Genomic DNA, 26,358 nt, shown 5'->3' with positions numbered 1-26,358 from the left:
CCACACGCTGGCTTAATGTGTCTTAGTATACTGTATGGAATTACAGTATCAAGCAGATTCTATAATTTTTACCGTCATCGCCAGAGCATGAACTATTGCTTGCTCGCGCACGTACGCGCGATCGCCGGTGAATACCTGCTGTTGCACGCTCACCTGCTGATTAAAGAACACCGCAAACCACACCAGCCCCACCGGTTTATCATCACTGCCGCCATCAGGACCGGCAATGCCTGACGTGACTACCGCCACATCAGCCTCTGCGGCTTGTGCTGCGCCAATAGCCATTTCACGCACGGTTTGTTCACTTACCGCGCCATAATCGGCCAATGTTTGCTTGCTCACGCCCAAGCGCTCGTGCTTAGCTTCATTGGAATAAGTCACCATCGCTTCGGCAAAATAGCGCGAGCTGCCGGGGGTATCGGTAATGGCATAAGCAATACCACCCCCGGTGCATGATTCAGCGGTAGTGATCATCATCTGCTTATCCGCTAGAATAGCGCCGAGCTGGGCAGCAAGGGTTTTCGTATTGTTCGTTGACTGGTGCTGTAAATTCATAACCATCCTTATTCGAGTGCGTGCATGTCAGCAAATCTCTACAGTGAAGATAATATAAAACAACAAACCCCGATGATGCAGCAATACCTGCGAATAAAAGCGCAACATCCCGATATTTTGCTGTTTTACCGTATGGGCGATTTTTATGAGCTGTTTTTTGATGATGCCATTCGCTCCGCCGAGCTGCTTGATATATCACAGACCTATCGTGGCAAAGCCGGCGGCGAGCCTATTCCCATGGCTGGTGTCCCCTACCATGCGGTGGAAAACTACCTCGCTCGCCTAGTACAGCTCGGTGAATCGGTGGCCATTTGCGAACAAGTGGGCGATCCGGCAACCAGCAAAGGCCCGGTTGAGCGCAAAGTCGTGCGTATTGTCACCCCGGGCACCATCACCGACGAAGCGCTATTAAAAGAGCGTCAAGACAACTTATTAGTCAGTGTGTATAAAAACCCACAAGGCCGTTTTGGCGTTGCCTATTTAGATATCAACTCCGGACGCTTTAATGTCGTTGAATGTGCTGACAATGACGCATTTAAATCCACTTTGCAACGCCTTAACCCGGCCGAACTACTCTATCCAGAAACCTTTGCTGATATGGCGCTTATAGAGCATATTAAAGGCACTCGTCGACGTCCGGAATGGGAATTCGATTTAGATACTGCCGTTACCGCACTATGTCAGCAATTTGGCACCCAAGACTTGATTGGCTTTGGTGTTCATGAAGCGAAGTTAGCACTGACTGCCGCTGGCTGCCTATTACAGTATGTCAAAGACACGCAACGTACCGCCCTGCCCCATATTAAGGGCATTAGTCTCGAGCAAGATACGCAGGCCGTGGTACTCGACAGCGCCACCCGCAAAAACCTTGAGCTGACGCAAAATCTCAGTGGCGGTCTGGAAAACACCCTCGCGGCCGTGCTCGACAAAACCGCAACCCCCATGGGCTCGCGGTTATTGAAACGTCGCATTCATAACCCTATTCGCTGTCGCAAGGAGCTCAACCTTCGCCTTAATGCCATTAGCACCATCATCGACCAAGCCTGGCATATGGAGTTGCAGCCACTGCTACGTGCTGTAGGCGATGTTGAGCGTATCGTTGCCCGATTAGCGCTAGGCAATGCGCGCCCACGCGATCTCTCTCGCTTGCGCGCAGCGCTGGAGCAACTGCCTGAGCTACAGAATATGTTAGCGACCAGTCAGTGCCAGCGGATAAAACAAATTGCCACCGCCAGTCACCCCAATGATGAACTACTTCAATTACTGACACGCGCCATCGTTGATAACCCACCGGTGTTGATCCGCGATGGTGGAGTGATTGCTGAGGGTTACAACGATGAGCTCGACCATTGGCGTAACCTCTCGCAAGGGGCCACCGATGTGCTCACCGCCATGGAAGAGCGGGAGCGCGAGAGCACCGGTATTAGTACTTTGAAGATTGGCTACAACAAGGTACATGGCTTTTATATTGATATTAGCCGCGCCAACTCTCACTTAGTGCCAAGCCACTATATCCGCCGTCAGACCCTAAAAAATAACGAGCGCTATATTATCCCCGAGCTCAAAGAGCACGAAGATAAGGTGCTAGGTAGCCAAACTAAAGCGCTGGCGCTGGAAAAGCAGCTCTATGATGAGCTATTCACCCTCATTGCCCCGCACCTGGATGCATTGCAACAATTGGCGGCGGCATTAAGTGAATTAGACGTTCTGAATAACCTAGCAGAGCGCGCGCAAACGCTTAACTACGCGAAACCCGAGCTGCACGAAGGCGACGGCATTGTCATCAGTGAAGGGCGCCACCCTGTGGTTGAGCAGGTGATGACAGATCCCTTTATCGCCAACCCGGTGGAGCTCAATAATCAGCGCCGTATGTTGATGATCACCGGCCCGAATATGGGCGGTAAATCAACCTATATGCGCCAAACGGCACTGATTGTGTTAATGGCTCATATTGGCAGCTTTGTGCCAGCGGCACAGGCGAAAATCGGCTTGGTCGATCGTATTTTCACCCGTATCGGTGCCAGCGACGATCTCGCCTCTGGCCGCTCAACCTTTATGGTTGAGATGACCGAAACAGCCACCATTTTAAACAATGCCACAGCCCATTCGCTGGTGTTAATGGATGAGATTGGTCGCGGTACCAGTACCTATGACGGTTTGTCGCTTGCCTATGCCACGGCAGATTACTTGGCTCACAAAATTAATGCCAAAACCTTATTTGCCACCCATTACTTCGAGCTCACAGAGCTTGCCGAGCGTGAATCAGGGTTAGTTAACGTGCACTTAGATGCCATTGAACACAACGATACCATTGCCTTTATGCATAAAGTCTTAGAAGGCCCTGCAAGTAAGAGTTTTGGCTTACAGGTCGCAGCATTAGCGGGCGTGCCTAAGGCGGTGATCAACAGCGCTAAGCGCAAGCTCAAACAATTAGAGCAACAACCAGCAATTAACGCCAACACCTCGAGCACACAAGCGCAGCTGGATTTATTGGCGGAGCCCGAGCCCAGTGAGGTTGAGAATGAGCTCAGTAATATTAACCCCGACGATCTAAGCCCACGTCAGGCTCATGAGCTGTTATACCGGTTAAAAGAGCTGCTATAGCAACAATAAAGCCCGCAATTAAGCGGGCTTTTTTATATCTCAGGGTTATTGGCCATTGTTCATCTGAGTGAGCTTATCGCCAATGGGACCAGAGAAATTGTAACCATCGTACTTATCCCAGTTTATCGACCAGGTCATTACCCCACCAAAGTGTGGATACGGGTTACTGGGTGTAATGGTGCCACATGCTTGCCCCTTGGTTAAGCAATCCAACGCATCAATAATGTTTTGCGTGGGTGCTTGCCCTGAATTAGCCGATTGCGGCCCAGACGGCAGACCGATAGCAACTTGGTCATCACGCAGCGGCGCAAATTGCTGACCATTAGCAAGGGTAAACCCTTCTATCAACATTTTTGCATGCGCGACCATCATATTGACCGACCCCTCAGGTGCAGAGCCCGGCTCATAGGGGTTAGGTAGGCCACCATTGTTGTAGAGTTGCACATGGAGTAAATCCAGGGTATCACGCACATCGTCAATGAGCGGAATATACGCCCCCCAAATGCCAGAGTAAGCGACCATGCCCCCATGTACATAAGGGTGCTCCGGAGCCATTGTAAGATACATATCGCCCCCGATGTTTTGCTCAATTTGCTTCAAGGCACGCCCTAACCGCGCTTGGATCTGTGAGCCATGAACTAGGTTGGAACCACTCTCGTAATCGACATCTAGGCCATCAAAGCCCCATTCATTGATGATGTTAGTCAAACTGGCGACAAAGTTCGCCTCGTCACTATCTGTCTCTAGGGTAATCGTGCCTTCGGCGCCGCCAAGACTCAATACCACGACCTTTCCTTGTGCTTGTAAATCTTTTATGTCTTGCTTAAATTTAACCGGGTCTATCGGCGGACAATCGGAACGAATGTCCTCTTCAAAGGGGTGAAAGACAACTTTACCCGTGGCATTGCGGTCATTCTCGGCAAAGGCAATATCGATGATATCCCAAGCACTGGAAATATCGGACAAGGGAATAGGGCAGCCTGCCGGATTAACGAAGTTATGCCAATAACCGATGAGCTTGTGTTTTTTCCCCGCTGGGGTGTCAATCACATTAATTGTCGCGGCCGTGCTTTGTGCGCTGTTACCTTGAGAGTCATTGGCAAGGGCGCTAACTGCATACTGGCCCAAACTCGCAGGGGTATAATTCAACGTATAAGGGGCGCTGCTGTCACTGCCAACGATTTGTCCATTCACAGCAAAGCTCACCTCGGTAATACTGCCGAGCGCTGAACTTGCATCAGCAGCCAGTGTCAGGCTTTGCCCTAAGCGCAGCTGCTCTCCGCTGGCAGGAGAGTTCAAGCTCACCACCAAGGGCTGATCAGTGACAGTGACCAGCACCGACTGCTCGCTAAGGTTGCCTTCATTATCACTCGCGGCAACCGTCACCGCCGTTTCACCGAGCCCTTGCACTTGCCATGTCGCTTGGTAAGGCGCGCTCGTATCTGTGGCGATCACATTGCCTGCAACAGAGAACTCAACCGCACTGACGCTGCCGTCACTGTCGCTAACATCGGCGCTAATCACCGTACTTTGCCCTTGTAATAATGTGGCATTCGCACTGGGCGAGGTAATGGTGATATCCGGAGCAATTGCGCAAATACCAAGGTCGGTCCAAGCATCCTGCCAGTGCTGGCCGACTCCAGGTTCATATGCCCAAGCCGAACTTGAAGAGCACCAACCAGCGACGTCACAGCGATAGGCGTGATTAACATTTTCGACGGTGTCCCCTTGGCTATAACTGGTGCCTGCAACATAACTAGGCGTCCCCTGACAGATGCCAGCTGCGCCAGCATCAACGTTGACTTGCACACTGGCACTCATACTCTGGGCACCGACATCATCGGTGGCTTTGGCTTGAAACTGATGAAGCCCCGACTCGGCCTGCCATTGTATAGAATAGGGCGCACTGTTATCGCTGCCAACTTGTACTTGATCAACATAAAAATCTACCGCCGTAACAACACCATCACTGTCATCGGCAGTCGCGCTCAAGGTCACTTGCTCACCGCTACGCGCTTGGGTTTGCGCCGTCGGCGCAGTTAACGTCACTGTCGGCGCAGCATTCCCGTCAGCGGGAAGCACCGAAATCTTTACTTCAGCGCTGACGCCCTCGCCTTGCTGATCATCTCGCGCCTGAGCGAGCAGAGTATGCTCTCCGGCCAAGGCTTGCCAATTTAGCTCAAATGGAGCAGCACTATCGACACCCAGTGAAACTCCATTGATGAAAAACTCAACGGCGCTGACACTGCCATCACTGTCGCTTGCTTGCGCCTTTAAGACAACGCTGTCATTTTCACCAAAAGAACTATTATTAAGAGGCGAAGTAAGCTCGACTATTGGCGTTTGGTTGGCACCATCGCATTGACCCAGTAAACGCCATTGCTGCCAGTCTCCTGAGTGAGTGGCTGGGTCTTGATTTTGTGTCCACCAGTTCGCTTCATATGCTTTATCTTGGTATACAACTTGAGCACCACTGTTATAAGCATCATCGCTATTCCATGCCGTCAGTGGGCTGCAGTCTAAGGCCCAAGTCACAGTGGGCGCCGCCATGAATGCTGCCACCACAGCAGGTATATATCGCCGATTGGATTTCATAAATCACCTCGTTTGTTTTTTAATCAGGTCCAGACTAACCAAAACAAACATGTTAATCAATTGTGTATTTTTTGTGTTAAACAAAGTCATTGTTAACAATCGACGAATCTCAACAGAAGAGACTTCAGTGAGCTTGAATTTATCTCACCACCAATGGGTACATTAACAATGAGTGTTGGAGTATCTGGGAAAGCTCTTGGGCTGCGAGGCCTTTTGTATGTTGCCCTGCTAATTAAGTGCATAAAAAAGCCGCCTTTAAAAGGCGGCTTGTGGGTAATCAGTCATTACATTTGTTCAAATAGACTCTCGGTGTTAAGCCCTTCGTGATGGAGCATATCTTTTAATCGGCGCAATGCCTCCACTTGAATTTGTCTTACCCGCTCTCGGGTGAGGCCAATTTCTCGGCCTACGTCCTCAAGGGTGGATGGCTCGTATCCTAATAAGCCAAAGCGTCGAGCCAAAACTTCCCGCTGTTTAGGGTTTAGCTCATCAAGCCAATGCACGATATGATCGTTGATATCTTTACTTTGCACTTCCCCTTCGGGACCACTGCCCTTCTCATCGGCAATAATGTCCAGTAATGCTTTATCGTTGTCACCACCAATCGGGGTATCAACGGAAGAAATCTTTTCGTTTAAACGCAACATTTTAGTCACGTCTTCTACTGGTCGGTCTAAACGCTCTGCAATTTCTTCTGCCGTTGGTTCATGATCCAGTTGCTGCGTCAGTTCACGGGCCGTGCGCAAGTAAACATTAAGCTCTTTAACCACGTGAATCGGTAGGCGAATAGTGCGTGTCTGGTTCATTATCGCACGCTCTATCGTTTGTCTTATCCACCATGTTGCATAAGTTGAAAAGCGAAAACCGCGCTCTGGGTCAAACTTCTCCACGGCGCGGATCAGCCCCAGATTACCTTCCTCAATCAGATCGAGTAGTGCTAAACCACGATTATTGTAACGTCGGGCAATTTTCACAACCAGGCGTAGGTTGCTCTCAATCATGCGTTTTCTTGATGCTTCGCAGCCACGTAAGGCTTTACGTGCAAAGTAGACTTCTTCCTCGGCGCTTAACAGCGGCGAAAAGCCAATTTCACTTAGGTAAAGTTGCGTTGCATCGAGGTTTTTAACATTATCGTCCTTGGCAAAGATCTCTTCCTCAGCATTACTTTCCTCTACTTGCTCTAGGAGTTCTTCCTTTGGTTCGTCGATAACATTTGTATCAGTGGCGTTGTCTTGTGTGGTTTCAAGTTTTGCAGTGTGACCCATCAGAGTACCCTCCGGTGTAGCGCGGTAAAAATCCCAAACACCTTACTACTGTTTCGTGCTTGTAAAGCTAGGGTAAGTACTTGCTCGGATTGACTGCTTTGCCTCGATACCGGATTTCAAAACGAAGAGCGGTAACAGGGGACTCAGAGCTGCCCATCTCGGCAATCTTTTGCCCAGCTTTGACATCCTGTTTTTCCTGTACTAGTAAACGCGAATTGTGTGCGTACGCACTAAGATAATCATCGTTATGTTTCACTATGATTAAATTACCGTATCCCCGTAGCGCATCACCCGCATACACGACCACACCATCGGCGGCAGCGCGAACAGAAGTCCCTGTTCGGTTGGCTATCTGCACCCCTTTATAGCCATTTTCTTTGTTAGAGAAACGCTGCGTGACCTTTCCCTGTGCTGGCCATTGCCAGCTCAAAGTTTGAGCTGACTTGTTAGCAGAACGTACTTTTTTGCTAACAGTTTTTTTACTAGGTTGTTTTCGAACATACTCCCGTTGTATCGGCTTCGCAACCTCTTTCTTTAATTTTTTGTTATTTTTTTGTGTTGATTTTGTAGACTTTTTACTCGAGTTACGATATTTTTCTCGCTTTTTCTTTTTTAGCCATTGCGACTCGATGTAAATCAACTGCTTTGGGTAAATAGTGTACGGCGGCTTAATACCATTGATTTGCGCGATTTCCCGGACATCTTTGTTAGCACTAAAAGCAATGGCGTAGAGGGTATCGCCTTTTTGCACACGATAGTGCTCACCCGTGATATGAATTTTTCGTGACACTTTGGCCCGACCAGTGTCTAGGACAGAAACCGGTGCGGGTGTATTTCGGGACGAGCAAGCGCTCAATAACAAGCAAACCAGTACTATCAAACTGGTGTATTTCACTTGCATAAAGCGCCCTTGCATAGCTTAGCGGTAAACCAAATATAAACCGATGGCCAAGCTAACTACAAGCCAACCAAGCACTTCCACGTATTGTCGCAGTTTTTGCTCCATACGCGCCCCTCCCCACTTCATCAATGCAGCGACAAGAAAAAAGCGTGCACCTCGGCCTACTGCCGATGCCAACAAGAAAGGTAAAAAGGCCATCTGCAATAAACCGGCGCCTATGGTAAAGACCTTATAAGGTATCGGCGAGAAGCCAGCTATAAACACCACCCACACGCCATAATGTTCAAACCAAGCGAGTGCTTGGGCAAATTTATCTTGCCAACCCATAGAATGGATAAATGGTTCAACTAAGGGTTCAAATAACCAAAAACCAAGAAGATAACCTAATACTCCGCCAATAACAGAGGCTAAGGTGGTCAAAATAGCGAAACGCCAAGCTTGTGAAGTTTTCGCTAAGCACATCGGTGCCAGCATAACGTCAGGGGGAACGGGGAAAAATACCGATTCGGCAAAGCTCATCCCTGCTAAGTAGCGCTCAGCATGTCGGTGAGCAGCCCAACGCAAGGCGGCATCGTACAAAGGGGTAAATAACTGCAAGAAAACTTCCTTATATTATGTCGCCAGGTACCAAGGGCACAAAACGTACATCGGCCATAACTTGTTGATTAAATTGATTTCCATGGCGAGTATATACCATTAGCTTTTGTTCAGCATCGCCTATTGGCACAATCATCACGCCGCCATCATCAAGCTGCTGGAGCAGCTGCTCGGGAACACTGGATGCTGCGGCAGTCACTATAATGCCCTGAAATGGCGCTTGAGATGCCCAGCCTTGCCAACCGTCACCATGCTTCATGCTGACGTTATACAAATCAAGCTGATGCAAGCGGCGTTTTGCTTGCCACTGCAACGCCTTGATACGCTCTACCGAATACACCTTGTCAAACAGCTGTGCCAATATAGCGCTTTGATAACCAGAACCGGTACCTATCTCCAACACCTTAGAGCTCACGCCATGCTGGCGCAGTAGTGCGGTCATCTGCGCGACGATAAAGGGTTGCGAAATAGTTTGCCCTTGGCCGATTGGTAAAGCGGTATTCTGATAGGCTTTATGTTTTAGCACCTCATCTATAAATACATGCCGAGGGGTGTGTGCTATAACCTCAAGCACGCGCTGATCAGTCACTCCCTCTTTGGCTAACAACTCTGCCAGTGAACTTGCACTGCGTTGCAGATTACCGATCATCACCAGACTCCAACAGCCATTCCTGCAAGGGAGTAATGCTTTCATGAGCGGTCATATCCACACTCATTGGCGTCACTGCGGCATAGCCTTGACGAATCGCATCAAAATCAGTGCCCGCCCCCGCATCTAGTTCAGGGCCAAGCGAGCCATACCAATACACCTTACGCCCCCAAGGGTCACGCTGTGCGGTCATGGTTTCTGCTTTATGACGAGCACCCAATCGCGTCACTTTAATGCCTCTAAGCTCACGGTAAGGCACATCAGGAACATTAATATTAATAATTTGGTCTTTCGGTAATGGATGGCTCTTGAGCTTTTTGATTATATCAACCGTCACTTGTGCTGCCGTCTCAAAGTGCTCACACTCTGGTCCTACAAGCGACACAGCAATGGCTGGTAAGCCCATGTGTCGGCCTTCGGTGGCGGCGGCAACTGTGCCAGAATAAAGGGTGTCATCACCCAAGTTAGCACCATGGTTTACGCCCGCAACAACTAAGTCCGGTTGCTGCTCCAACAATGCATTCAAAGCAACGTGTACACAGTCGGTCGGCGTGCCATTGATACTGATAAAACCATTATCTAGCTTATGGGCACGCAGTGGGTTCATTAACGTCAATGAGTTACTGGCACCACTGCAGTTTCGATCGGGTGCCACCACATCAACCTCAGCAATTTGCTGCAACGCTTGATATAAAGCGGCTATTCCCTTGGCATGCACACCATCATCATTACTTAGCAATATTCTCATCGTGATTCCTTGTAATACTGTTCTCACTTTGTCGATAGTCAACCAGCTCTCTGAGTAACGCCGTAGCAAAACAGCCTTTTTTTAGACTAAAACTCAGCTCTATGACATTCTCGCTTGGCGCTGCGACAGTTAAGTTTTCAGGGTAAAGACGCAGCATACGGCGCTCCCCTTTAAGCCCTAATTGCGCCAACCCCGCGCACCACTCATTAAATGGTGCCAACCATTGACGCTCTTGCGCCACCAGTGCCTTATCACCCTTACCCACCATGGGGGCAGACAGCTCAATATCACCTTGTACTAAGCGGGTGATGTTCTCAGGAGTAATGGCATCAGTGAAAAAGGCGTTACTGCCACTGAGCATAAACACTTCATGTTGCAGGGTTTTGGCAAGACCATGCTCGGCTACTCGCAAACTAACGATCTGATTAAAAATGTATGACCGGGCGGCGGAGATCACCATCGAGCGCAGCTTTTTATCGCGGATACGCTCACCTTGGAACATCCGCTGCGCCATGGTGAGATTATGCCCGCCATGACCAAAACGTTGCTCACCAAAGTAATTGGGCACTCCCTGACGCACGGCGTTAATACGACTAAGCACCGCTAATGGCTCATCGACCTCACGCAAGCGTATTTTAAAGTGATTCCCCCGATGACAACCGAGACGCAAACGGCGACCGTGGCGTTGCTGCTCAGTAACAAATATTGACTCATCATTTAGGGCACTGAAGTCAATATGCTTTTTTATCGGAACAGGGACACTAAACCACTGGCTACACACACCTTGGCGATCTTTTTGCCCGGCGTAAGCCACTTCTCTGGGAGCCACCTGTGCAAGCTTGGCAATGGCTTTGGCGACCGCCTGTGTATTAACACCACGTTTGATTATATGAATACAAACATGCTCACCTTCACCATCGAGCTCAAATCCAAGCTCTTCGTCGACCATAAAGTCTTCGGCGTGCTCTTTAAACAGCGCTTTTGCGCTTGGCTTGCCGTATAAATAGTTTAGCTCAGCTAGAGGCTGCTCCCAGGGTGATACTGCGTCACTCATGACGATTCGACCAACAGTGCCACCGCATGACTGGCTATCCCTTCTTTGCGCCCTGCGAAACCGAGCTTTTCAGTGGTCGTTGCCTTAACATTGACTTGATCCATGCGTACCTGTAAATCATCGGCTAAACATTGGCGCATAGCATCAATATGAGGGCGCATTTTCGGTGCTTGAGCGACAATAGTGACATCAACATTGCCCACCGCATAGCCCTTTTTATTCACTTCCTGCATCACCCGGCGCAGCAGTATACGGCTATCAATACCAGCAAATTCGGCACTGGTATCAGGAAAGTGTTTGCCGATATCCCCCAATGCCAACGCCCCAAGTAAGGCATCACATAAGGCATGAATAGCAACATCGCCATCGGAGTGGGCAATAAAGCCTTGCTCATAATCGATGCTCACGCCGGCAATCACTAGCGGCCCTTCACCACCAAAGCGGTGTACATCATAGCCATGACCAATGCGGATCATACAAACTCCGTTACTTGTTGGGCCAAAAGAAAGTTTGCTAACTGTAAGTCTTCTGGCGTGGTTATTTTGAAATTATCACTGCGTCCGGTTATTAAGCGTACCGGATGTCCAGCCCACTCCATGGCTGATGCTTCGTCAGTAATGTTGGCACCCGCAGCAAGCGCATCGCGCAGCGCTTGGCGCAAAAGCTCATAAGGAAAGAATTGCGGCGTCAACGCTTGGTATAAATGCTCTCGCGGTATGGTCATGTCGATAAACTCGCCATCATCTTCACTATTGCAGCCGCGCTTGCACCCGCGCTTTATCGTATCGCGCACCTTGGCGGCCAAAATGCCACCTTGCTTTGCAGCGCAGCATTGCGCTATCAGATTCTCGATGTCATGTGCACACACTAAAGGACGTGCCGCATCATGCACCAAGACCCAATCAGGGCTTTGTTGCTCTATGGCATCCAGCGCCGCCAACACCGAGTCTGCGCGCTCACGGCCTCCGGCGACGGTACTAATAACCTGTTTATTGATGGCGAGCGTGGAAAAGTAATCATCAGCTGCACTGATGGCCACTTTAATGGCGCTGATCTCGCCTACTTTCATAAGCTTATTCAGGGTGTGCTCTAAGACTGTCTTGCCCTGCAGTTCGATGTATTGCTTGGGTGTGCTTGATTGCATTCGGGAGCCCACTCCCGCAGCGGGAACGATGGCAACAATGCGAGGTTGTGTCGTCATATGAATTCAGTAACTATTATTCTTTTCTAAGCGATTGCTTGCTCGGTAAAACGCGGTAAAACACCTCACCGGGTTTGATCATCCCCAGTTCGTGGCGGGCCCGCTCTTCTACCCCCTCCAAATCCAACTTCAGGTCCTGGATATCTGCCTCAAGCAGTTTATTACGTTTACTTAATTGTTGATTAGTAAGCTCATGGCTGGCGACCGCTTTACGCAGTCGGGTGTAATCCTCAATGCCATTATGACCAAACCATAACAGATACTGTAAGTAAAAGAACAAAGCCACGAGGCCTAATTGAAATAGGCGCATTATGTATCCTTTACAGGCAATGGTTGCCTGAAGTTTTTCCAGTTTATTCGTGTTGTTAACAGCATTTCCCGCAAGCTTAATGTGCGCGGCGATGTGACCTTATATTGCTGCCAACGATGGCCACAGCAGGCCGGCGTAAAATGCTTCTTGCCAGGCCATAACAGCGTCACTTTTTGATGTTGTATGCGGCTATCTTGATACTGACCCTGCAAATCAAACCATCCGCTTTGATTGCAATGCACTCGGTTACTACTGACTTGATCAAGCGTATCGAGCATTACATACAGCATCCCTTGCTGCGCCACCAATACCGGGACTAACATGCCAATTTGCGCAAAGCGGCTATAAAACGCATGATTTTTCTCGCTATCTGGTACTGGCGCCTTAGTGGCCTGCTTGGCAATCCAACTGCCATTTTGCCCATCTAAGGTTAACGGGCTATGACCACGAACGATGTGAAACGCCGCGCGCTCGACATAATAAGGTAAGCTGGCTAGCATACGCGCCACACGAGCCGCATCACCGCTGGGTTCAAGGTGTTGGCTTAAGCGCTGTAGTTCTCGAGCATAAAAGGCATTACACAACTCAGCATAGAGCACCCGCTGCTGATCCAGCGCAAATAAATCGGCCTGCTGCGATGACGGTTGCTGCACAATACCTCCTAGTCGTAGAGGTTAAGTTTATACCATAGTTGTGCAAAATTTGAGAAGCACGATATCTGTCCGATGCTTCAAGATACTCGCGCTATTTAGGTTGCTCACCTAGGCGGGCAAAACCTGTTTCCATGAATTGCACCACTTGAGGGCGTTTTTTGCCGATCAAAATGCTGCCATCAGCTAAAAACATAAAGTTTTGCCAATGTTGTTTAAACACATCAAACCGAGTTTCGATAACCTCATCACGGCTATTACAAAAATAGACTGTGGTGTTGTCTTGCCAATCTAAATGACTAAGAATCGGCTCAGGGATTGCTGTTTCATCTTCGAATGCCTGCTCCCAAAACACCTCTTGCGCTTGCCAGTGCTGCGCTTGGCATAGCCAATCATCTTCGCTAAAGAAATCCGGGTGGTCCTTATCCCGACTGATAAAGGTCGACCACAGCACCGCAGAACGGGTTGGCGTCATCGGTTTTATCTGCGCCAACTGTTGTGGGGCTATCAATAGCTCTTGGTGCTTAAACACCCAAGCCTTTGCGTATTCATCCAAACACAAGTAATTCATTCAATATGGCAACTTATCGCAGCGCGAAACAATATCGGCCATTATACCTGTGTTAGCGAGCGCTGTCACAGCATGACTTGGTGTACAAATCGAACTATGGCAGACTAAGTACATTGATGTCAGACCAGTAACAGGATTATTCCGTGCATTTCGATTCTACCGACCACTACATTGCCAGTAGCGCCTTAAAACAAGCTGTCAACGCGGCTATTGCCCTACAAAAACCGCTGCTGATCAAAGGCGAACCCGGAACAGGAAAAACCTTATTGGCTGAAGAGCTCGCTAAAAGCGTAGGCAGTGAACTGATTCAGTGGCATATAAAGTCCACCACCAAAGCGCAGCAAGGGCTCTACGAATATGATGCGGTATCTCGCCTTCGTGACTCGCAACTAGGGGATGAGCGTGTCCATGATATCGGCAATTACATAATTAAAGGGAAGTTATGGCAAGCGTTTGCAAGCGATGAACAAGGTCCGCGTCCGGTGCTGTTAATTGATGAAATCGACAAAGCCGACATCGAGTTTCCGAACGACTTACTGCTGGAGCTCGATAAGATGGAGTTTTTTGTCTATGAAACCGGTGAGCGTGTAGTCGCTAAACAACGCCCTATTGTCATTATCACCTCCAACAACGAAAAAGAACTTCCCGATGCCTTTTTACGCCGTTGCTTTTTCCACTACATCGACTTTCCAAGTCCTGATGAAATGCAGCAAATTGTCGATGTTCACTACCCCAACATTAAGCAAACGCTATTACGTGAGGCGCTAGAGGTGTTTTTTGGTTTGCGCCAAGTCGATGGCTTAAAGAAAAAACCTTCCACCAGCGAGCTTCTCGACTGGCTTAAACTGTTAATGGCTGAAGACATCAGCCCCGAGGTGCTGCAACAAAGCGCAGATAAAGGCGGGTTAATGCCATTATTTGGTGCCCTGCTTAAAAACGAGCAGGATGTGTCGTTAATTGAAAAGCTTGCGTTTATGAGCCGCCGCTAATGTTAATTGAGTTCTTCTTCACCCTGCGTAAGTATCGTCTGCCTGTCAGCCTGCGCGAGTTGCTGGATTTGTTAGCGGCCCTCAAAGCGGGCGTGGTATTTGCCGATACCGAAGGTTTCTATCACCTTGCTCGCACTGTTATGGTCAAGGATGAAACTCATTTCGACCGTTTTGATAAAGCCTTTGCCGACTATTTCGAAGGCATAGAAGATGTCGATTTACTCGAGGCGCTGAAAGCCCAGCATACGCTTCCAGATGAGTGGCTACGCAAAGAGTTTGAAAAGCACTTAAGCGCTGCAGAAAAAGAACAAATAGAGGCCATGGGCGGTTTAGATAAGCTCATGGAAGAATTAAAGAAACGCTTTGAAGAACAACAAAAGCGCCATGCCGGTGGTAATAAATGGATAGGCACCGGCGGCACCTCGCCCTTTGGTGCCTTTGGCTATAACCCCGAGGGTATTCGCATTGGCCAACCAGGGTCACGGCAGCGCCGCGCGGTAAAAGTGTGGGATAAACGCCAGTATCGTAACCTCGATAGTAGCGCAGATATCAGCTCTCGGACCATGAAGCTGGCATTGAAAAAACTGCGTAAGTTTGCCCGCACCGGAGCCAGCGATACCTTAGATTTACCTGAGACTATTCGGGCAACGGCGAAACAAGGGGGCATGTTGGATGTAAAAATGGCACCCGAGCGCCATAACGCCGTAAATGTCATTATGCTGTTCGATATTGGCGGCTCCATGGATGACCATATTCACCTATGCGAACAGTTGTTCAGCGCCGCTCATGGTGAGTTTAAACACCTGGAGTTCTTTTATTTCCACAACTGCGTGTATGAACACCTATGGCAAGACAATGACCGTCGTCATGATCAGGTCATTGATACCCACAACCTGATGCAGCGCTTTGGTAGCGATTACAAAGTCATCTTTGTCGGTGATGCCACCATGGGTCCATATGAGATAGCCTACCCGGGAGGCAGTGTTGAGCATTGGAATGAAGAGCCTGGCGCGTTATGGCTACAGCGTATTACCCAACATTTTGACAAAGTGGTGTGGCTCAACCCACAGCCACAATCGCATTGGCGTTATTACCACTCCATCGAGATGATAGACCAACTCATGGCAAGCAACGAGCAAAGCCGCATGTTTCCGCTCACCCTTGATGGTATTAGTGCAGCAATTAAAGCGTTAACTTAAGCGCTCATTGTAAACAACGTTATCCGCTTAGTTTTTGTGACTTAATAGCGAAAGTGTCGCCACATGTTGTATTTAGAATCCTAAACAGCTCTAATACGACCGCACATAGATAGTGTTGAATATCAAATGGAATTGGATATAGCACCGAAAGATGAAACCACTGCCACCACTTCATACCCACATAGCAATCATACTTGGGTTTTCTGTGCTCACGATTTGGTCAACTTGGTGGACATTCACAAGTACCGTACCTGATCTTATTCAACGTTCTACGTTACTGGATAACAGCTACCCATTAGTAGTAGAAAAACCTTACGCTATCGGTTATGTCAGCCTATGTTTGGTATTTATAGCCGCAAATATATTTCTTTTAGGTACGATCTATTATCGTCTTAAGAAGCAAGTCGAGAAAATCCCCGTCATGGAGCGAAAGGTGATCATCGCTTTAGGTGTTATTGCTGTTGTCGCCATCACCACTATTATTTCGAGCCAACTGCTTTGGCGCGATAAAGCAACGGCGTTAGGCTATCAACCTTGCCCTGCATTTACGCTACTAATCGATAAATCAGGTCGCACCGCTTGGGTTAAAGACACAGCATTGTGTGAAGATAAAATTGTTAAAAAAGTTCTTTCCTATGGCTCTTTCAAGGAGATGCAAGACATCCGGACTTTACAAAAAAACCGTGCTAAATAGGTGTTTAACTCGACCAAAACTCTAGGGCGACAAAACCCAGGCTAAAGCTAATTAAATAGGCCATGCCCAACCAACTTAACGCTTTTAACCAAGTTGGTTGATTGATGTTTGCCTGTTTGACCAAACGCATATTAAGCCATGCAAATACCGGCGTGGTTAAAAAGGCAAGGGTCATGGCAAAGGTAAGCATTTCTTTTAAGTTGCTTTTAAAAAATAAGATCACTGCCATCCCGGCACCCGCTTGCAGTATCAGCCAGGAGTGGAGATGACGTGGTAGCAACTGACGGTTAATTAACTTGGCACTGGTAAACAGCGTGCGGGCATACCCATCTAGCACCGTAAGCGTGGTCCCCAACATACATAAGAACGCCACGGCGGCAATCAGCCAACGCGACCACTCACCTATGGTTTGCGTATACATATCGATGAGCTGCTGTGCAAACGCGACCCCAGCCAAAGCAATCTCACTGCTGCTGCCGTATTGTATCAACACCCCTAAGGCAAAAAATACCACTGCCAAGAGCGCGGTGACCACATACCCCAAGTTAAAGTCGAATAAACCAGTGTTTGTAGTTATCCTGGTATTGCGCCGCTTTGCTTGCAGCCACAATGAGTTGAGCGCGGAGATTTCGATAGGTGCGGGCATCCACCCCATCATCACTACAATAAAGCTCAGCGCCGCCAGAGAAAAGAGGTCGGGCGCTTGAAACTCTGCGCTCATCGCCATCGGTGCACCGCCGCTTTGCACCCAGGCAATGGCCAATGCACCTAGCGTGCTCAACGCCAGTACCGCCATAATCACTTTAGCCACGCTGTCTAAGGCGCGATAATGGCCTAACAATAGCAATATCAGACAAAACAACAGTATCAGGGCTGATAACGCCGTTAACCCAAGCGCTCCACCGAGCATATAATGGGCCAGCGCCGCCGTTAATAGCAGTACCCCAGCAGTGTTAACAACCGCTGCAATCAGGTTCAAAGCCACAAAGCTATAAAAAAATCCAGGCCCCTGCTTTTTGTAACCCTCGACTAGGTTGTCGTTGGTCGCCAAGGTGTAATGCACGCCGAAACGAAAAAAAGGGTATTTAAGCGCATTCACGGCGATGATCAGCCATAACAACGGCCATCCAAATAACGCCCCGGCTTGGGTCGAAGCAACCAGGTGTGAGCCGCCGATGGCGGCGGTCGCCATTAATATTCCCGGCCCTAAAGCCTTTACATACTGCGCATAATTCACTAACTGCATGGGTTTTTCTTATATTTTTTTCTAGGCTCTCAGGCTAGGTGGAATCATCATTCAATTCAAGTACATAGTGCACTATTTTTAATCAACTCAGGTGCTCAAATAGCAAACAGGACTGACCACTTAGTTGCCAGTTGCAGCTAACCTTCTTATAATTCGCCGCGATTCGTAAGCAAGGAGCCCACATCAGGCTCCTTTTTTTATGGCTAAATTTCAGAGGCATCATGCGCTTATTTCGTTCACTTAGTGGTTTTTCATTGCTTATTAGTAGCGCGGCAGCACTGGCACAACCCGCTCAACTTAGCGGCTTTGCCACTGTCGGCGTAAGCTATAATGAATCCGAGCAATACGGGTTTCGTACTGATGTATCGGTAACCGATGGTAAAACAAACTCTGAATTAGACTTTTCCTCGTTGTCGCGATTAGGCATTCAGTTACACAAGCAGTTTAATACTCAGTGGGGCTTTACGGGTCAGTGGGTACTCAAAAGCCACCCCGACTATAGCCTTGGCGATGTTACCCAACTGGCATTTTTAAGTTACTCACCAAAGCCAAACTGGACCATCAAAGCCGGGCGTACCGCGTTTGATTTATTTATGATGAGTCCTTATCGCAACATAGGCTATGCCTATACAGCGACCCACGCACCCATTGAGTTTTATGGCCTTATTCCCCATCGCAGCATTGATGGTATCGAACTATCTTCAGCCCACGCCACCGATCAGGGGATGTTCTCCACACGCTGGTATTACGGCAAGTCAAAGGATTACCTTACAAATTTCGATTTTCAATGGCGAATTGCTCTTGATGATATCGCCGGCGCTACGCTCACACTAGAGCAAGGCAACTGGCTTTGGCGAGCCAATTATACCCAAGCCTATATCGATAATGAGCCCGACCATTACGCCCAACTACGCGAGCTGGCGCAAAGTGTGCCTGAACAAATCTGGCCTCAAGCACAAGATATTGCCAAGCGTTTAAAAACGGTGAATACACGGTTGCAGTACGTGACCTTAGGCACAAAGTACGATAACGGTCAGTACTATGTGCAATCGGAAATTGCCCGTGTCAGTGCTGATTCAGACATTCTCACACATTTGCACAACGGTTATGTCGTGTTCGGCACAAGATGGCAAGATTTCACGGTGCAACTGGGTTACTCAGTGACGCATGGCAAACGCCAGCAGATTGATAAACCACGACTAACAAACCCCCTCGCCGATGAACTGCATTTTCAGCTTGAGCGCGGATTTAACTACTACGTCAACGATCAGTCAACGACCTCGCTCAGCACCCGCTATGATTTTCGCGCTGATATGGCGGCTAAACTGCAGCTCGAGTACATTGATTTAGACAGCAGCGATAACCAATTTATGCTACGCCGCGAATTGCTTACTACGCCAGAATCATTCACCGTTGTAAGCGCGACGATTGATTGGGTGTTCTAGTATGAGAGCCTTCATCATCACGTGCGCACTTTACGCTTTATTGAGCGCGGTTGCCTACGGACAAGAAAAAATAGCCGTTATAGTTAATAAGGCAAACCCTACGCAAAGTTTAACCACCAAGCAGTTAGTTGACTTGTATATGGGTCGACTTATCGCCTTTCCCTCTGGGGAACATGCCGCACCTTTGGACATGCAACCGGATTCATTGCTGCGTGAGCAGTTCTATCAAGGTCTAACTAAGCGTCCGATTGGCAGCATTAATGCTTATTGGTCACGGGTCAAGTTCAGTGGCCATGCAAAACCGCCTTTAACTATGGCAAGCAGCGCTGAGGTAATAAAAAGGGTCCGAGAAATTGACAATGCCATCGGCTATGTAAAGCTTAAAGAAGTCACTAACGACGTGAAGGTAGTTTATACTCTTGTTCAATAAACATAGCCTGATCCTGCGCTTAGCCATTGCGCTTGTACTCACTTCGTTAATCGTTGGCGTTATCGCAGTGAAATACTATTACCGTAGCGTCTACCAGCAGGAGGTAGAGAAAGCCAACCTTGCTATTGCTCAGCTGCATATGACAGTCTCAAGCACTGCCTCTATTGCCGCTTACTTGCAAGACGAAGACTTAGCAATCGAAGTTATCAGTGGCCTGTTAAAAAACGACAGTATTCTTGCCGCGCAAATCCAAGGCACTCAGCCATTAGCCAGTCAAGGCGTAGGTGATTGGCAGCAAGCAAAAACCTTCACCTTGTATAATCCCTTTTTCGCCAATGAGGCGGTCGGACAAATGCGCCTATTGCCGGCGTGGTCAATGATAGAACAGCGAGCACGGTCGATAGCGCAATCCAGTGCGCAACTATTGGTCTTTCAAACCCTCGCGGTATTACTCACCTTTACGATTTTGGCTTATTTTATAATTACCAAGCCAATGGCGCGACTTAACACTCAGCTTAAGGGCATCCCCCCCGGCGGCGATAATCGCTTGCATACCCCATTCGCGCACAACGCCAGTGAAATAGGCGAAATTACCCACAGTATTAACGCTATGCTTGCGCAAACAGAGCGGCTCTTTAACCAAGAGCGGGCTCTGCGTTCTGAGGTACAAAAGCTAGAAGGTCGGCTACGCTTATTATTCGAGCATGCGGCGTCGGCAATGATCCTCGCCCGCCGCGAAGGCAATATCATCCTTTATAACGCGTCCACAGAGCGGCTGTTTAACCGCCTCGGTATTCCTTTGGAAAAGGATTTGTATCAGCTTGTGGCGCGCACTTTTAATGAGCCTGAAAAAATCATCCGCTCTATTCGCAACTCCTTAGATCAGCATGATATTGCCACCGGTGAGTACCAGCTATGCACTGACTGCCAACAAGATTGCATTTGGGCTCATATTCTTGTAACCCGCAGCTATGGTAAGGAACAAGATACCTACCTACAGATTTTTATTAATGATATTACTCGCCACAAAAAAATGGTCGCTGAGCTTAACGAAGCAGCCACCACAGACCGTTTAACAGGCTTATTTAACCGCCTAGGAGGCGAACAGGCGGCGCAACAACGCCTTGATAACGACCAAGACATTACCTTGATGTTGATTGATCTTGACGGCTTTAAACCGATCAATGATGTGTATGGCCACGACGCAGGCGACGACATCCTTTGCCATGTGGCAACACAACTACAACACCATGTGCGCAAAGAGGATGTATGTATTCGTTGGGGTGGTGATGAGTTTGTCATCATTCTCGATGCGCTTGAACAAACACCGGCGTTACACCTTGCCGACAAACTCCGAGAGGCGCTCAGCCAAGCCACACGATTGGACAATGGCGAGCAAGTGAGTGTCGGCGCCAGCATAGGTATCGCCACTTCCCCTGGGCACGGTACCACCTTACAAGATCTAGTGATTGCCGCCGATCAAGCCATGTACAAGCTAAAAAACCAGCAAAAAAATGCCGTTGCTATGGCTGATATTTAGCTAAACTCAGCGCCTCTATTATGATATAGCGGATGCGCATACCTCTCTACAAAAACGTTATAAAGTCACATTAGTGTATTATAAGTACCACAAAAAGGTCTTCTTTTGTCCATCACTTTGCAATAACCGCTCCCTAGTATAAGCCCCGCTTTCAACAGGCAATTATATCGCTGCAGCGAGACCTTAGGTCGCAGTATCGACTGCAACATTGATTAAATAACTATAAGTGAAGGGGCGTTTCACATGCTTAATACTAAGCTAAAATTATCTTTTTTGACTGCTTCCATGGTCTTAGCGTTGGCAGCCTGCGATGGCGACGACGGTGAACAAGGTCCGCAAGGCCCAGTTGGCGAACAAGGCCCAGCTGGACAGGATGGCGCCGATGGCCAAGATGGAGCAAGTGGCGAAGACGGCGCAAATGCACAAGCAAGTGGTAAATTAACACGCTTGGCAACGGTACCTGCTGGAGCTGAAGTGACCGGGGCATTCTTAACTCGTCAGGGCGATTTGTTTTTCAATGTTCAGCACCCTGATGACACCAATGCTGCCATGGATGAGTTCAATGGCCGCGCTATTAATCGTGGTACCGTAGGCGTACTAGCGGGCGTAAACTTCAACCAACTGCCAAAAAATATCGTTAGCTCACCAGTGCCAGAATCGGATTATGAGCGTCAAACCGTAGTGTCAGCGGTTGGCCAATACCAAGTATTAGGCCAGACCGGTGATACCTTTGCTGATTTAGGTGATAAAGGCTTGCCCGGTGGGTTAGGTGTACATTACTCCATGGTCGGTAATGAGAAAATTATTGAGAATGAAAACCCAGATTTTAACGGCTTTATCCCTACTAGCGACAATGAGGGCTACTTATTCACGAACTGGGAGTCATACCCTGGGGGAGTTAGCCGCTTAAAGCTAAACAAAAATGCTCAAGGTACTTGGTCAATCGCTGAAGCCATGATGGTTGATTTCGATAATGTTTGGGGCACCGCTGCTAACTGCTTTGGTTCAGTGTCTCCTTGGGGCACCCCATTAACCTCAGAAGAGTGGATTGTGCGCTCAAGCGTTGACTCAACCACCGATGCCAGCTGGAATGATCCAGCAGACACCAGTACCGATGGTCTTGAGATGCTTACAGCACCGGATTTCCCTAACCCCTACCGTTATGGTTACATTGCTGAAATCACCGCGCCCACCAGCGCCAATCCAGAAGTGGTAAAACACTACACTATTGGTCGCTATGAGCATGAAAACTCGGTGGTTATGCCGGATAGAAAAACCGTCTACTCGTCACAAGATGATACCGGTGGGGTGTTGTTTAAATTTGTCGCCGATACCCCGGAAGATTTGAGTGCTGGCACATTATACGGGGCAAAATTGACTCAGGATGAAGGCCTTAGTGACCCAGCGGTCACAGGATTTGATGTTGAATGGGTGGCTCTGGCCAGTGGCGATAACACCACAATTGCAGCTTGGATTGCTGATTATGATGGCATTGATACCAGTGATTATGTTGCAGGTAAAACCAGCTATATGAGCATGGCTGACGTACAGGCTTGGGCTGATGGTGCCACTCATTACCCAAGCGAAGCACAAGGCGGAAGCCCTGTTACCGCTGGTGAGCCTATGGATGACCGTGCGGCCTTTTTAGAGTCTCGCCAAGCAGCTCGCTTAAAAGGAGCCACCGCAGAGTGGCGTAAGCTCGAAGGCATTAGTATCAATCATGACCGCGTCATGGAAGCAATCACTGGCCAAGATATGATTGCCGATGAAATCGTCACCGAAGCGTTTATGTATATTGGTATCGCTGATATCGATAACACCATGATTGACGATGAGGGAGACATGCAATTATCCAATCGCGTGGAAGACTGTGGTGGCTTATATCGTGCACACATAGACAGCAACTACAGCCTCACTCGTATTGAGCCTGTGGTAATGGGTTCCACCTATCGCCGCAGTCTTGATGGCGCAGCACGTTGTGACGTAGAGCAGTTATCACAACCAGATAACACCATTGTCATGCGCGATGGTCGCGTGATCATCGGTGAGGATGGATTCCAAGAAAACAACACCCTTTGGTTGTACGACCCAGCGGGCAACTAATCCTCGCACTCTATGAGGGGGCTGCCCCCTCATTTATCCATAACTTCCCATCGGTGTGCCATTATGATGAAACTTAACTCGGCGCTGGCCCTTGCACTGGCTGTTTTGCTGTGTGCATGCTCGGAACAACAGCGTACGCAACCATTATCAACGACTACAACTACCAGTGAGAGCGCAGACTTTGCCTACCAGCCCACAGAGCAAATTCCTGCAACCGCCTATTTAAAGCATGGTGCAGTGTATAACCCTGAGTCGGTGATCCCGCCGCAGTGCTACACTAAAACACAAGGTAAACATAACCCCTGCTACGCCTGTCATCAGACAGACCGCCAAGACAGCAAACGTCCGAACCAAATGAATGATGGTAATTTGCAAGGTGAATACCAGTTCTCGGATTTGGGAATGAAGAATCATTGGCGTAATTTATTTATTGACCGCAGTGAGATGATCGCATCTATTTCCGATGAAGAAATAAAGCAGTGGATTAATGAAGATAACTATTCGCCATTTATTGAAAAACTGCAGGCAGACAGCGAGTGGCAAGGTGAAATAGCGCATATTCAAAACCTTGCTTATCCGCAGCAAGCCTTTGATGAGCTTGGTTTTGCTCGCGACAAGAGCCACTGGGTTGCGTTTAATTACAAGCCCTTCCCTAGCACCTTTTGGCCCACCAACGGCTCCACCGGTGATGTGATGATCCGCCTTGGTGCCCCCTTTCGTGAACTTAACGGGCAATATAATCAAGATGTATACATTGCCAACCTCAGCTTAGTGGAGATGGCCATTAAGGGCTTAGAGCAATTGAGTACGCCTTCTATCTCCGAGCAAGCGGTCGGAGTAGATCTTAACGGCAACAACCGGCTCGAAAAGCAAATACACGCTATTAGCAAACGCAGTCACTACTTAGGCGATGCCCAAGATATCGAATTGGCTTACCAGCTCTACCCTCAAGAGACTGAGTTTTTACACACCGTGCGTTACATTGGCGTGGACCCACAAGGGCGTATTTATAATGCACCACGCATGAAAGAAGTACGCTACATGCGCAAACACAACTTTAAATCAAAAGCACGCTTGGCCTCTTTCTATTACAGTGAGGCGAAAGAGAAGCACTTCGAGAAACTGCCACGCACTCGACCATTGGGTGATAAAGGCATTAATAATATGTTTGGGTGGACCATCAATGGCTATATCGAAGATGAGCAAGGGCAACTACGCCACCAAGACATTCAGGAAATGGCATTTTGCAATGGCTGCCATAAAACCGTGGGAGCGACGTTTGATCAAACCTTTTCCTTTCCACGCAAAGTCACAGGACGAGAAGGTTGGGGCTATATAAACTTGGCAAGTATGCACGATGCACCCAACATTGGTGAAACCCAAGGCGAGTTTTTAACTTACCTTCAACGAGTGGGAGGTGGCGATGAATTCCGACAGAACAAAGAAATGCTGCGACGTTGGTTCAACTCAGATGGCAGTGTGAATAAAGCCAAGGTGACAGCCATCGACAGTATTTACGAGTTGATCACTCCCTCACCGCGCCGAGCACTGGACCTAAATAAAGCGTATCGCACAATTGTCGCTGAGCAGAGCTATTTATTTGGCCGTGATGCAACCATTGCCAAGGCCACTAACGTATTACAGCAAGTAGATGAATCCCAGGCGCCACTCGAAGAGCAACATCGGTACATATGGGATATGCGCCTAGACTGGGAGCATGCTCAGCGACGCGATGAAGCCCGCACGCCCACTGTTCAGGAGAGTGAGTGATGGGCACACCCATAGAAGCTTTTGTATTAGCAAGTCTGCTCATGGGCTTAGGAATTGGTGCTGATGTCGCCATCGCCACCCTAACCCAAGCCAAACAACTCACGAATCGGCGCAGCGTATTCACTTGGATAGCGGGGGTCACACTAACACATACGGTGTTTCCTATGCTTGGTTACCTCGCGGCTTATTTTAGCGTGCAGCAAGTCCCCGTACTCACTCCAATTGTCGGAGTTATCGCATTCATATTTGTAGGTTATTACTTGCTCAGTGAGTATCGCAGCAATAGCGAGCACGCCCCTAGTATAGACCCCAAATTACTGAGTGCGGCACTGATCATTACTGTTAGTTGGGATGCACTATGGTCGGGGCCGGCTAAATCTGCACAAGTTATCGACTGGGCGCAGTGGATGGTGTGGTTGTCATTTATGATAGTGGGTCTGGTGGTCGCGCTCTTGGCAGTCGCTAGCTTACACCTTGGCCGCAAAGCTGTGCTTTATGCGCCAACACACTTCAGCCACCAGCTTGGCCTGTGGTTACAGTATTCGGTGATTAGCTATTTCGCGGTACTGGCTTTGCTGCGTTATACCTTTGCTTGGGATACCCCTTGGTGGGCTATTTGGGCACTGTGTGCAATTATTAACGCACTGCTATTAGCGCTTCGCAAGGTAGGCCAAGCAGGCACACCTAAGTGTGCTTAGCCAAGCTTAAAATTGCTTAAGGGTGCTGCTGTGATAACGCTCCGCGCTGGGCTCTACTTGGTAACGTTCGGCTAAGGTGTCCAATTTGGCCTGCTCCAGTGCTAATTCGTCCATGGTGATGGTGTTATCGTCAAGTTGCCAAAGCTGGCGCGAACCAGAGTAACTGAACTGCAAGGCATGCATGGCCTCGACATTGCCTAGCTCCGCCGCCGCCTTAATTTTACGCAGGCGGCGCGTGATCTGATTCAGCGCCTGTTTTAAATGCCATACATACAGCACTTCTCGCAAATACGGGTGGTGTTGCACACGTTTAAGCACCAAGGCAATGGCCGCACAGGTGATAATCACGCCGAGCAAGTTCCAGTGAAAATGACTGCCGGATGCACTGGGAAAAGCGATAATCAGTAATCGCGCAATTCCGAGACTCCCCAAGACCAAGGCACCAATACAGGCAGCTAAAACTCGGTTTAAATGCTTTCTATAACGCGCTTTATCGATTTGCTGTAACTTCATAAGGGCAACCACAGATATAAAAACGCAGCGA

The 26,358-nt window shown here is 48.7% G+C and carries 25 protein-coding genes; 10 read left to right on the top strand and 15 right to left on the bottom strand.

Annotated elements, in window-relative coordinates; translation table 11 throughout:
* Positions 1-48: 48 nt before the first annotated feature.
* Entirely contained in the window at positions 49-555 is a 507-nt protein-coding gene (locus MHM94_RS09640; protein ID WP_152441118.1) for a CinA family protein, read from the bottom strand.
* A gap of 24 nt (positions 556-579) precedes the next feature.
* Here MHM94_RS09640 and mutS point away from each other — a divergent pair, with 24 nt between their 5' ends.
* Positions 580-3,159 (top strand): DNA mismatch repair protein MutS, encoded by a 2,580-nt coding sequence (mutS, locus tag MHM94_RS09635; RefSeq protein ID WP_152441119.1) that lies wholly within the window; start codon positions 580-582, stop codon positions 3,157-3,159.
* Positions 3,160-3,204: 45 nt separating this feature from the next.
* Here the strand turns inward: mutS and MHM94_RS09630 are convergent, their stop codons facing one another.
* From MHM94_RS09630 to MHM94_RS09575, 12 genes are all read right to left on the bottom strand, one after another.
* A complete protein-coding gene (locus tag MHM94_RS09630; RefSeq protein WP_235419834.1) occupies positions 3,205-5,754 on the bottom strand; it encodes an Ig-like domain-containing protein in 2,550 nt (849 codons plus the stop codon).
* 284 nt (positions 5,755-6,038) lie between these two features.
* Complete coding sequence (gene rpoS / locus MHM94_RS09625) at positions 6,039-7,019, bottom strand: RNA polymerase sigma factor RpoS (protein WP_022946468.1); 981 nt, start codon at positions 7,017-7,019, stop codon at positions 6,039-6,041.
* Positions 7,020-7,086: 67 nt separating this feature from the next.
* The gene (locus tag MHM94_RS09620) at positions 7,087-7,935 is read right to left on the bottom strand and encodes a peptidoglycan DD-metalloendopeptidase family protein (RefSeq protein WP_022946467.1); all 849 of its coding nucleotides are present in this window, start codon (positions 7,933-7,935) and stop codon (positions 7,087-7,089) included.
* 3 nt (positions 7,936-7,938) lie between these two features.
* Positions 7,939-8,517, bottom strand: coding sequence for a YqaA family protein (locus tag MHM94_RS09615; RefSeq protein WP_045978509.1), 579 nt, complete (start codon positions 8,515-8,517; stop codon positions 7,939-7,941).
* A 10-nt stretch (positions 8,518-8,527) separates the two neighbouring features.
* Complete coding sequence (locus MHM94_RS09610) at positions 8,528-9,166, bottom strand: protein-L-isoaspartate(D-aspartate) O-methyltransferase (RefSeq protein WP_022946465.1); 639 nt, start codon at positions 9,164-9,166, stop codon at positions 8,528-8,530.
* On the bottom strand, positions 9,156-9,914 hold the full coding sequence (surE, locus tag MHM94_RS09605; protein ID WP_045978508.1) for a 5'/3'-nucleotidase SurE: 759 nt from the start codon (positions 9,912-9,914) through the stop codon (positions 9,156-9,158). Before surE ends, MHM94_RS09610 begins: the two co-directional genes overlap by 11 nt.
* A complete protein-coding gene (locus MHM94_RS09600) occupies positions 9,895-10,968 on the bottom strand; it encodes a tRNA pseudouridine(13) synthase TruD (RefSeq protein ID WP_138508972.1) in 1,074 nt (357 codons plus the stop codon). Before MHM94_RS09600 ends, surE begins: the two co-directional genes overlap by 20 nt.
* Positions 10,965-11,444 (bottom strand): 2-C-methyl-D-erythritol 2,4-cyclodiphosphate synthase, encoded by a 480-nt coding sequence (ispF, locus tag MHM94_RS09595; protein WP_235419833.1) that lies wholly within the window; start codon positions 11,442-11,444, stop codon positions 10,965-10,967. The genes MHM94_RS09600 and ispF overlap by 4 nt, the downstream gene beginning before the upstream one ends.
* Positions 11,441-12,169 (bottom strand): 2-C-methyl-D-erythritol 4-phosphate cytidylyltransferase, encoded by a 729-nt coding sequence (gene ispD, locus MHM94_RS09590; RefSeq protein WP_053910676.1) that lies wholly within the window; start codon positions 12,167-12,169, stop codon positions 11,441-11,443. The genes ispF and ispD overlap by 4 nt, the downstream gene beginning before the upstream one ends.
* 16 nt (positions 12,170-12,185) lie before the next feature.
* Positions 12,186-12,479 carry a cell division protein FtsB gene (gene ftsB, locus MHM94_RS09585; protein WP_022946460.1) on the bottom strand — a complete coding sequence of 98 codons (294 nt, stop codon included), beginning with the start codon at positions 12,477-12,479 and terminating at the stop codon, positions 12,186-12,188.
* The gene (locus MHM94_RS09580; RefSeq protein ID WP_235419832.1) at positions 12,479-13,132 is read right to left on the bottom strand and encodes a hypothetical protein; all 654 of its coding nucleotides are present in this window, start codon (positions 13,130-13,132) and stop codon (positions 12,479-12,481) included. Before MHM94_RS09580 ends, ftsB begins: the two co-directional genes overlap by 1 nt.
* 91 nt (positions 13,133-13,223) lie before the next feature.
* Positions 13,224-13,700 carry a DUF2947 family protein gene (locus tag MHM94_RS09575; RefSeq protein ID WP_045978503.1) on the bottom strand — a complete coding sequence of 159 codons (477 nt, stop codon included), beginning with the start codon at positions 13,698-13,700 and terminating at the stop codon, positions 13,224-13,226.
* Between the two features lie 143 nt (positions 13,701-13,843).
* Between MHM94_RS09575 and MHM94_RS09570 the strand changes: the two genes are divergently transcribed.
* The 3 genes from MHM94_RS09570 (at position 13,844) to MHM94_RS09560 (ending at position 16,582) form a co-directional block, all read left to right on the top strand.
* The gene (locus MHM94_RS09570; RefSeq protein WP_235419831.1) at positions 13,844-14,689 is read left to right on the top strand and encodes a MoxR family ATPase; all 846 of its coding nucleotides are present in this window, start codon (positions 13,844-13,846) and stop codon (positions 14,687-14,689) included.
* The gene (locus MHM94_RS09565; RefSeq protein WP_022946456.1) at positions 14,689-15,888 is read left to right on the top strand and encodes a VWA domain-containing protein; all 1,200 of its coding nucleotides are present in this window, start codon (positions 14,689-14,691) and stop codon (positions 15,886-15,888) included. Before MHM94_RS09570 ends, MHM94_RS09565 begins: the two co-directional genes overlap by 1 nt.
* A 151-nt stretch (positions 15,889-16,039) precedes the next feature.
* Positions 16,040-16,582: a hypothetical protein gene (locus MHM94_RS09560; protein WP_235419830.1), complete on the top strand. Its 543-nt coding sequence runs from the start codon at positions 16,040-16,042 to the stop codon at positions 16,580-16,582.
* A gap of 4 nt (positions 16,583-16,586) precedes the next feature.
* Here the strand turns inward: MHM94_RS09560 and MHM94_RS09555 are convergent, their stop codons facing one another.
* Positions 16,587-17,828: a divalent metal cation transporter gene (locus MHM94_RS09555; RefSeq protein WP_235419829.1), complete on the bottom strand. Its 1,242-nt coding sequence runs from the start codon at positions 17,826-17,828 to the stop codon at positions 16,587-16,589.
* Between the two features lie 221 nt (positions 17,829-18,049).
* On the opposite strand from MHM94_RS09555, the gene MHM94_RS09550 reads away from it, so the two are divergent.
* The 6 genes from MHM94_RS09550 to MHM94_RS09525 all read left to right on the top strand — a co-directional run bounded on the left by MHM94_RS09550 (position 18,050) and on the right by MHM94_RS09525 (position 25,814).
* A complete protein-coding gene (locus MHM94_RS09550) occupies positions 18,050-19,273 on the top strand; it encodes a porin (protein WP_235419828.1) in 1,224 nt (407 codons plus the stop codon).
* A 1-nt stretch (position 19,274) separates the two neighbouring features.
* Positions 19,275-19,703, top strand: coding sequence for a hypothetical protein (locus tag MHM94_RS09545; protein ID WP_022946452.1), 429 nt, complete (start codon positions 19,275-19,277; stop codon positions 19,701-19,703).
* Positions 19,693-21,243 carry a sensor domain-containing diguanylate cyclase gene (locus MHM94_RS09540; RefSeq protein ID WP_235419827.1) on the top strand — a complete coding sequence of 517 codons (1,551 nt, stop codon included), beginning with the start codon at positions 19,693-19,695 and terminating at the stop codon, positions 21,241-21,243. The genes MHM94_RS09545 and MHM94_RS09540 overlap by 11 nt, the downstream gene beginning before the upstream one ends.
* A gap of 243 nt (positions 21,244-21,486) precedes the next feature.
* Complete coding sequence (locus MHM94_RS09535) at positions 21,487-23,346, top strand: alkaline phosphatase PhoX (protein ID WP_235419826.1); 1,860 nt, start codon at positions 21,487-21,489, stop codon at positions 23,344-23,346.
* A 66-nt stretch (positions 23,347-23,412) separates the two neighbouring features.
* The gene (locus tag MHM94_RS09530; RefSeq protein ID WP_235419957.1) at positions 23,413-25,116 is read left to right on the top strand and encodes a hypothetical protein; all 1,704 of its coding nucleotides are present in this window, start codon (positions 23,413-23,415) and stop codon (positions 25,114-25,116) included.
* Positions 25,116-25,814 carry a manganese efflux pump gene (locus MHM94_RS09525; protein WP_235419825.1) on the top strand — a complete coding sequence of 233 codons (699 nt, stop codon included), beginning with the start codon at positions 25,116-25,118 and terminating at the stop codon, positions 25,812-25,814. Before MHM94_RS09530 ends, MHM94_RS09525 begins: the two co-directional genes overlap by 1 nt.
* Positions 25,815-25,820: 6 nt before the next feature.
* Here the strand turns inward: MHM94_RS09525 and MHM94_RS09520 are convergent, their stop codons facing one another.
* Positions 25,821-26,327 carry a DUF3087 domain-containing protein gene (locus tag MHM94_RS09520; RefSeq protein WP_235419824.1) on the bottom strand — a complete coding sequence of 169 codons (507 nt, stop codon included), beginning with the start codon at positions 26,325-26,327 and terminating at the stop codon, positions 25,821-25,823.
* Positions 26,328-26,358: the final 31 nt, after the last annotated feature.

This window comes from Pseudoalteromonas sp. CNAT2-18.1 (assembly GCF_022347865.1).
Lineage (GTDB): Bacteria > Pseudomonadota > Gammaproteobacteria > Enterobacterales > Alteromonadaceae > Pseudoalteromonas > Pseudoalteromonas ruthenica.
Note: the sequence above shows the minus strand (reverse complement) of the source record. Positions and strands in the feature narration are given on the sequence as shown.

Excerpts from the sequence above, each read along its gene's own strand:
- MHM94_RS09640 (WP_152441118.1), bottom strand. The coding sequence starts at position 555 with ATGAATTTACAGCACCAGTCAACGAACAATACGAAAACCCTTGCTGCC.
- mutS (WP_152441119.1), top strand. The coding sequence starts at position 580 with ATGTCAGCAAATCTCTACAGTGAAGATAATATAAAACAACAAACCCCG.
- MHM94_RS09630 (WP_235419834.1), bottom strand. The coding sequence starts at position 5,754 with ATGAAATCCAATCGGCGATATATACCTGCTGTGGTGGCAGCATTCATG.
- rpoS (WP_022946468.1), bottom strand. The coding sequence starts at position 7,019 with ATGGGTCACACTGCAAAACTTGAAACCACACAAGACAACGCCACTGAT.
- MHM94_RS09620 (WP_022946467.1), bottom strand. The coding sequence starts at position 7,935 with ATGCAAGGGCGCTTTATGCAAGTGAAATACACCAGTTTGATAGTACTG.
- MHM94_RS09610 (WP_022946465.1), bottom strand. The coding sequence starts at position 9,166 with ATGATCGGTAATCTGCAACGCAGTGCAAGTTCACTGGCAGAGTTGTTA.
- surE (WP_045978508.1), bottom strand. The coding sequence starts at position 9,914 with ATGAGAATATTGCTAAGTAATGATGATGGTGTGCATGCCAAGGGAATA.
- MHM94_RS09600 (WP_138508972.1), bottom strand. The coding sequence starts at position 10,968 with ATGAGTGACGCAGTATCACCCTGGGAGCAGCCTCTAGCTGAGCTAAAC.
- ispF (WP_235419833.1), bottom strand. The coding sequence starts at position 11,444 with ATGATCCGCATTGGTCATGGCTATGATGTACACCGCTTTGGTGGTGAA.
- ispD (WP_053910676.1), bottom strand. The coding sequence starts at position 12,169 with ATGACGACACAACCTCGCATTGTTGCCATCGTTCCCGCTGCGGGAGTG.
- ftsB (WP_022946460.1), bottom strand. The coding sequence starts at position 12,479 with ATGCGCCTATTTCAATTAGGCCTCGTGGCTTTGTTCTTTTACTTACAG.
- MHM94_RS09575 (WP_045978503.1), bottom strand. The coding sequence starts at position 13,700 with ATGAATTACTTGTGTTTGGATGAATACGCAAAGGCTTGGGTGTTTAAG.
- MHM94_RS09565 (WP_022946456.1), top strand. The coding sequence starts at position 14,689 with ATGTTAATTGAGTTCTTCTTCACCCTGCGTAAGTATCGTCTGCCTGTC.
- MHM94_RS09560 (WP_235419830.1), top strand. The coding sequence starts at position 16,040 with ATGAAACCACTGCCACCACTTCATACCCACATAGCAATCATACTTGGG.
- MHM94_RS09555 (WP_235419829.1), bottom strand. The coding sequence starts at position 17,828 with ATGCAGTTAGTGAATTATGCGCAGTATGTAAAGGCTTTAGGGCCGGGA.
- MHM94_RS09550 (WP_235419828.1), top strand. The coding sequence starts at position 18,050 with ATGCGCTTATTTCGTTCACTTAGTGGTTTTTCATTGCTTATTAGTAGC.
- MHM94_RS09545 (WP_022946452.1), top strand. The coding sequence starts at position 19,275 with ATGAGAGCCTTCATCATCACGTGCGCACTTTACGCTTTATTGAGCGCG.
- MHM94_RS09535 (WP_235419826.1), top strand. The coding sequence starts at position 21,487 with ATGCTTAATACTAAGCTAAAATTATCTTTTTTGACTGCTTCCATGGTC.
- MHM94_RS09530 (WP_235419957.1), top strand. The coding sequence starts at position 23,413 with ATGAAACTTAACTCGGCGCTGGCCCTTGCACTGGCTGTTTTGCTGTGT.
- MHM94_RS09525 (WP_235419825.1), top strand. The coding sequence starts at position 25,116 with ATGGGCACACCCATAGAAGCTTTTGTATTAGCAAGTCTGCTCATGGGC.
- MHM94_RS09520 (WP_235419824.1), bottom strand. The coding sequence starts at position 26,327 with ATGAAGTTACAGCAAATCGATAAAGCGCGTTATAGAAAGCATTTAAAC.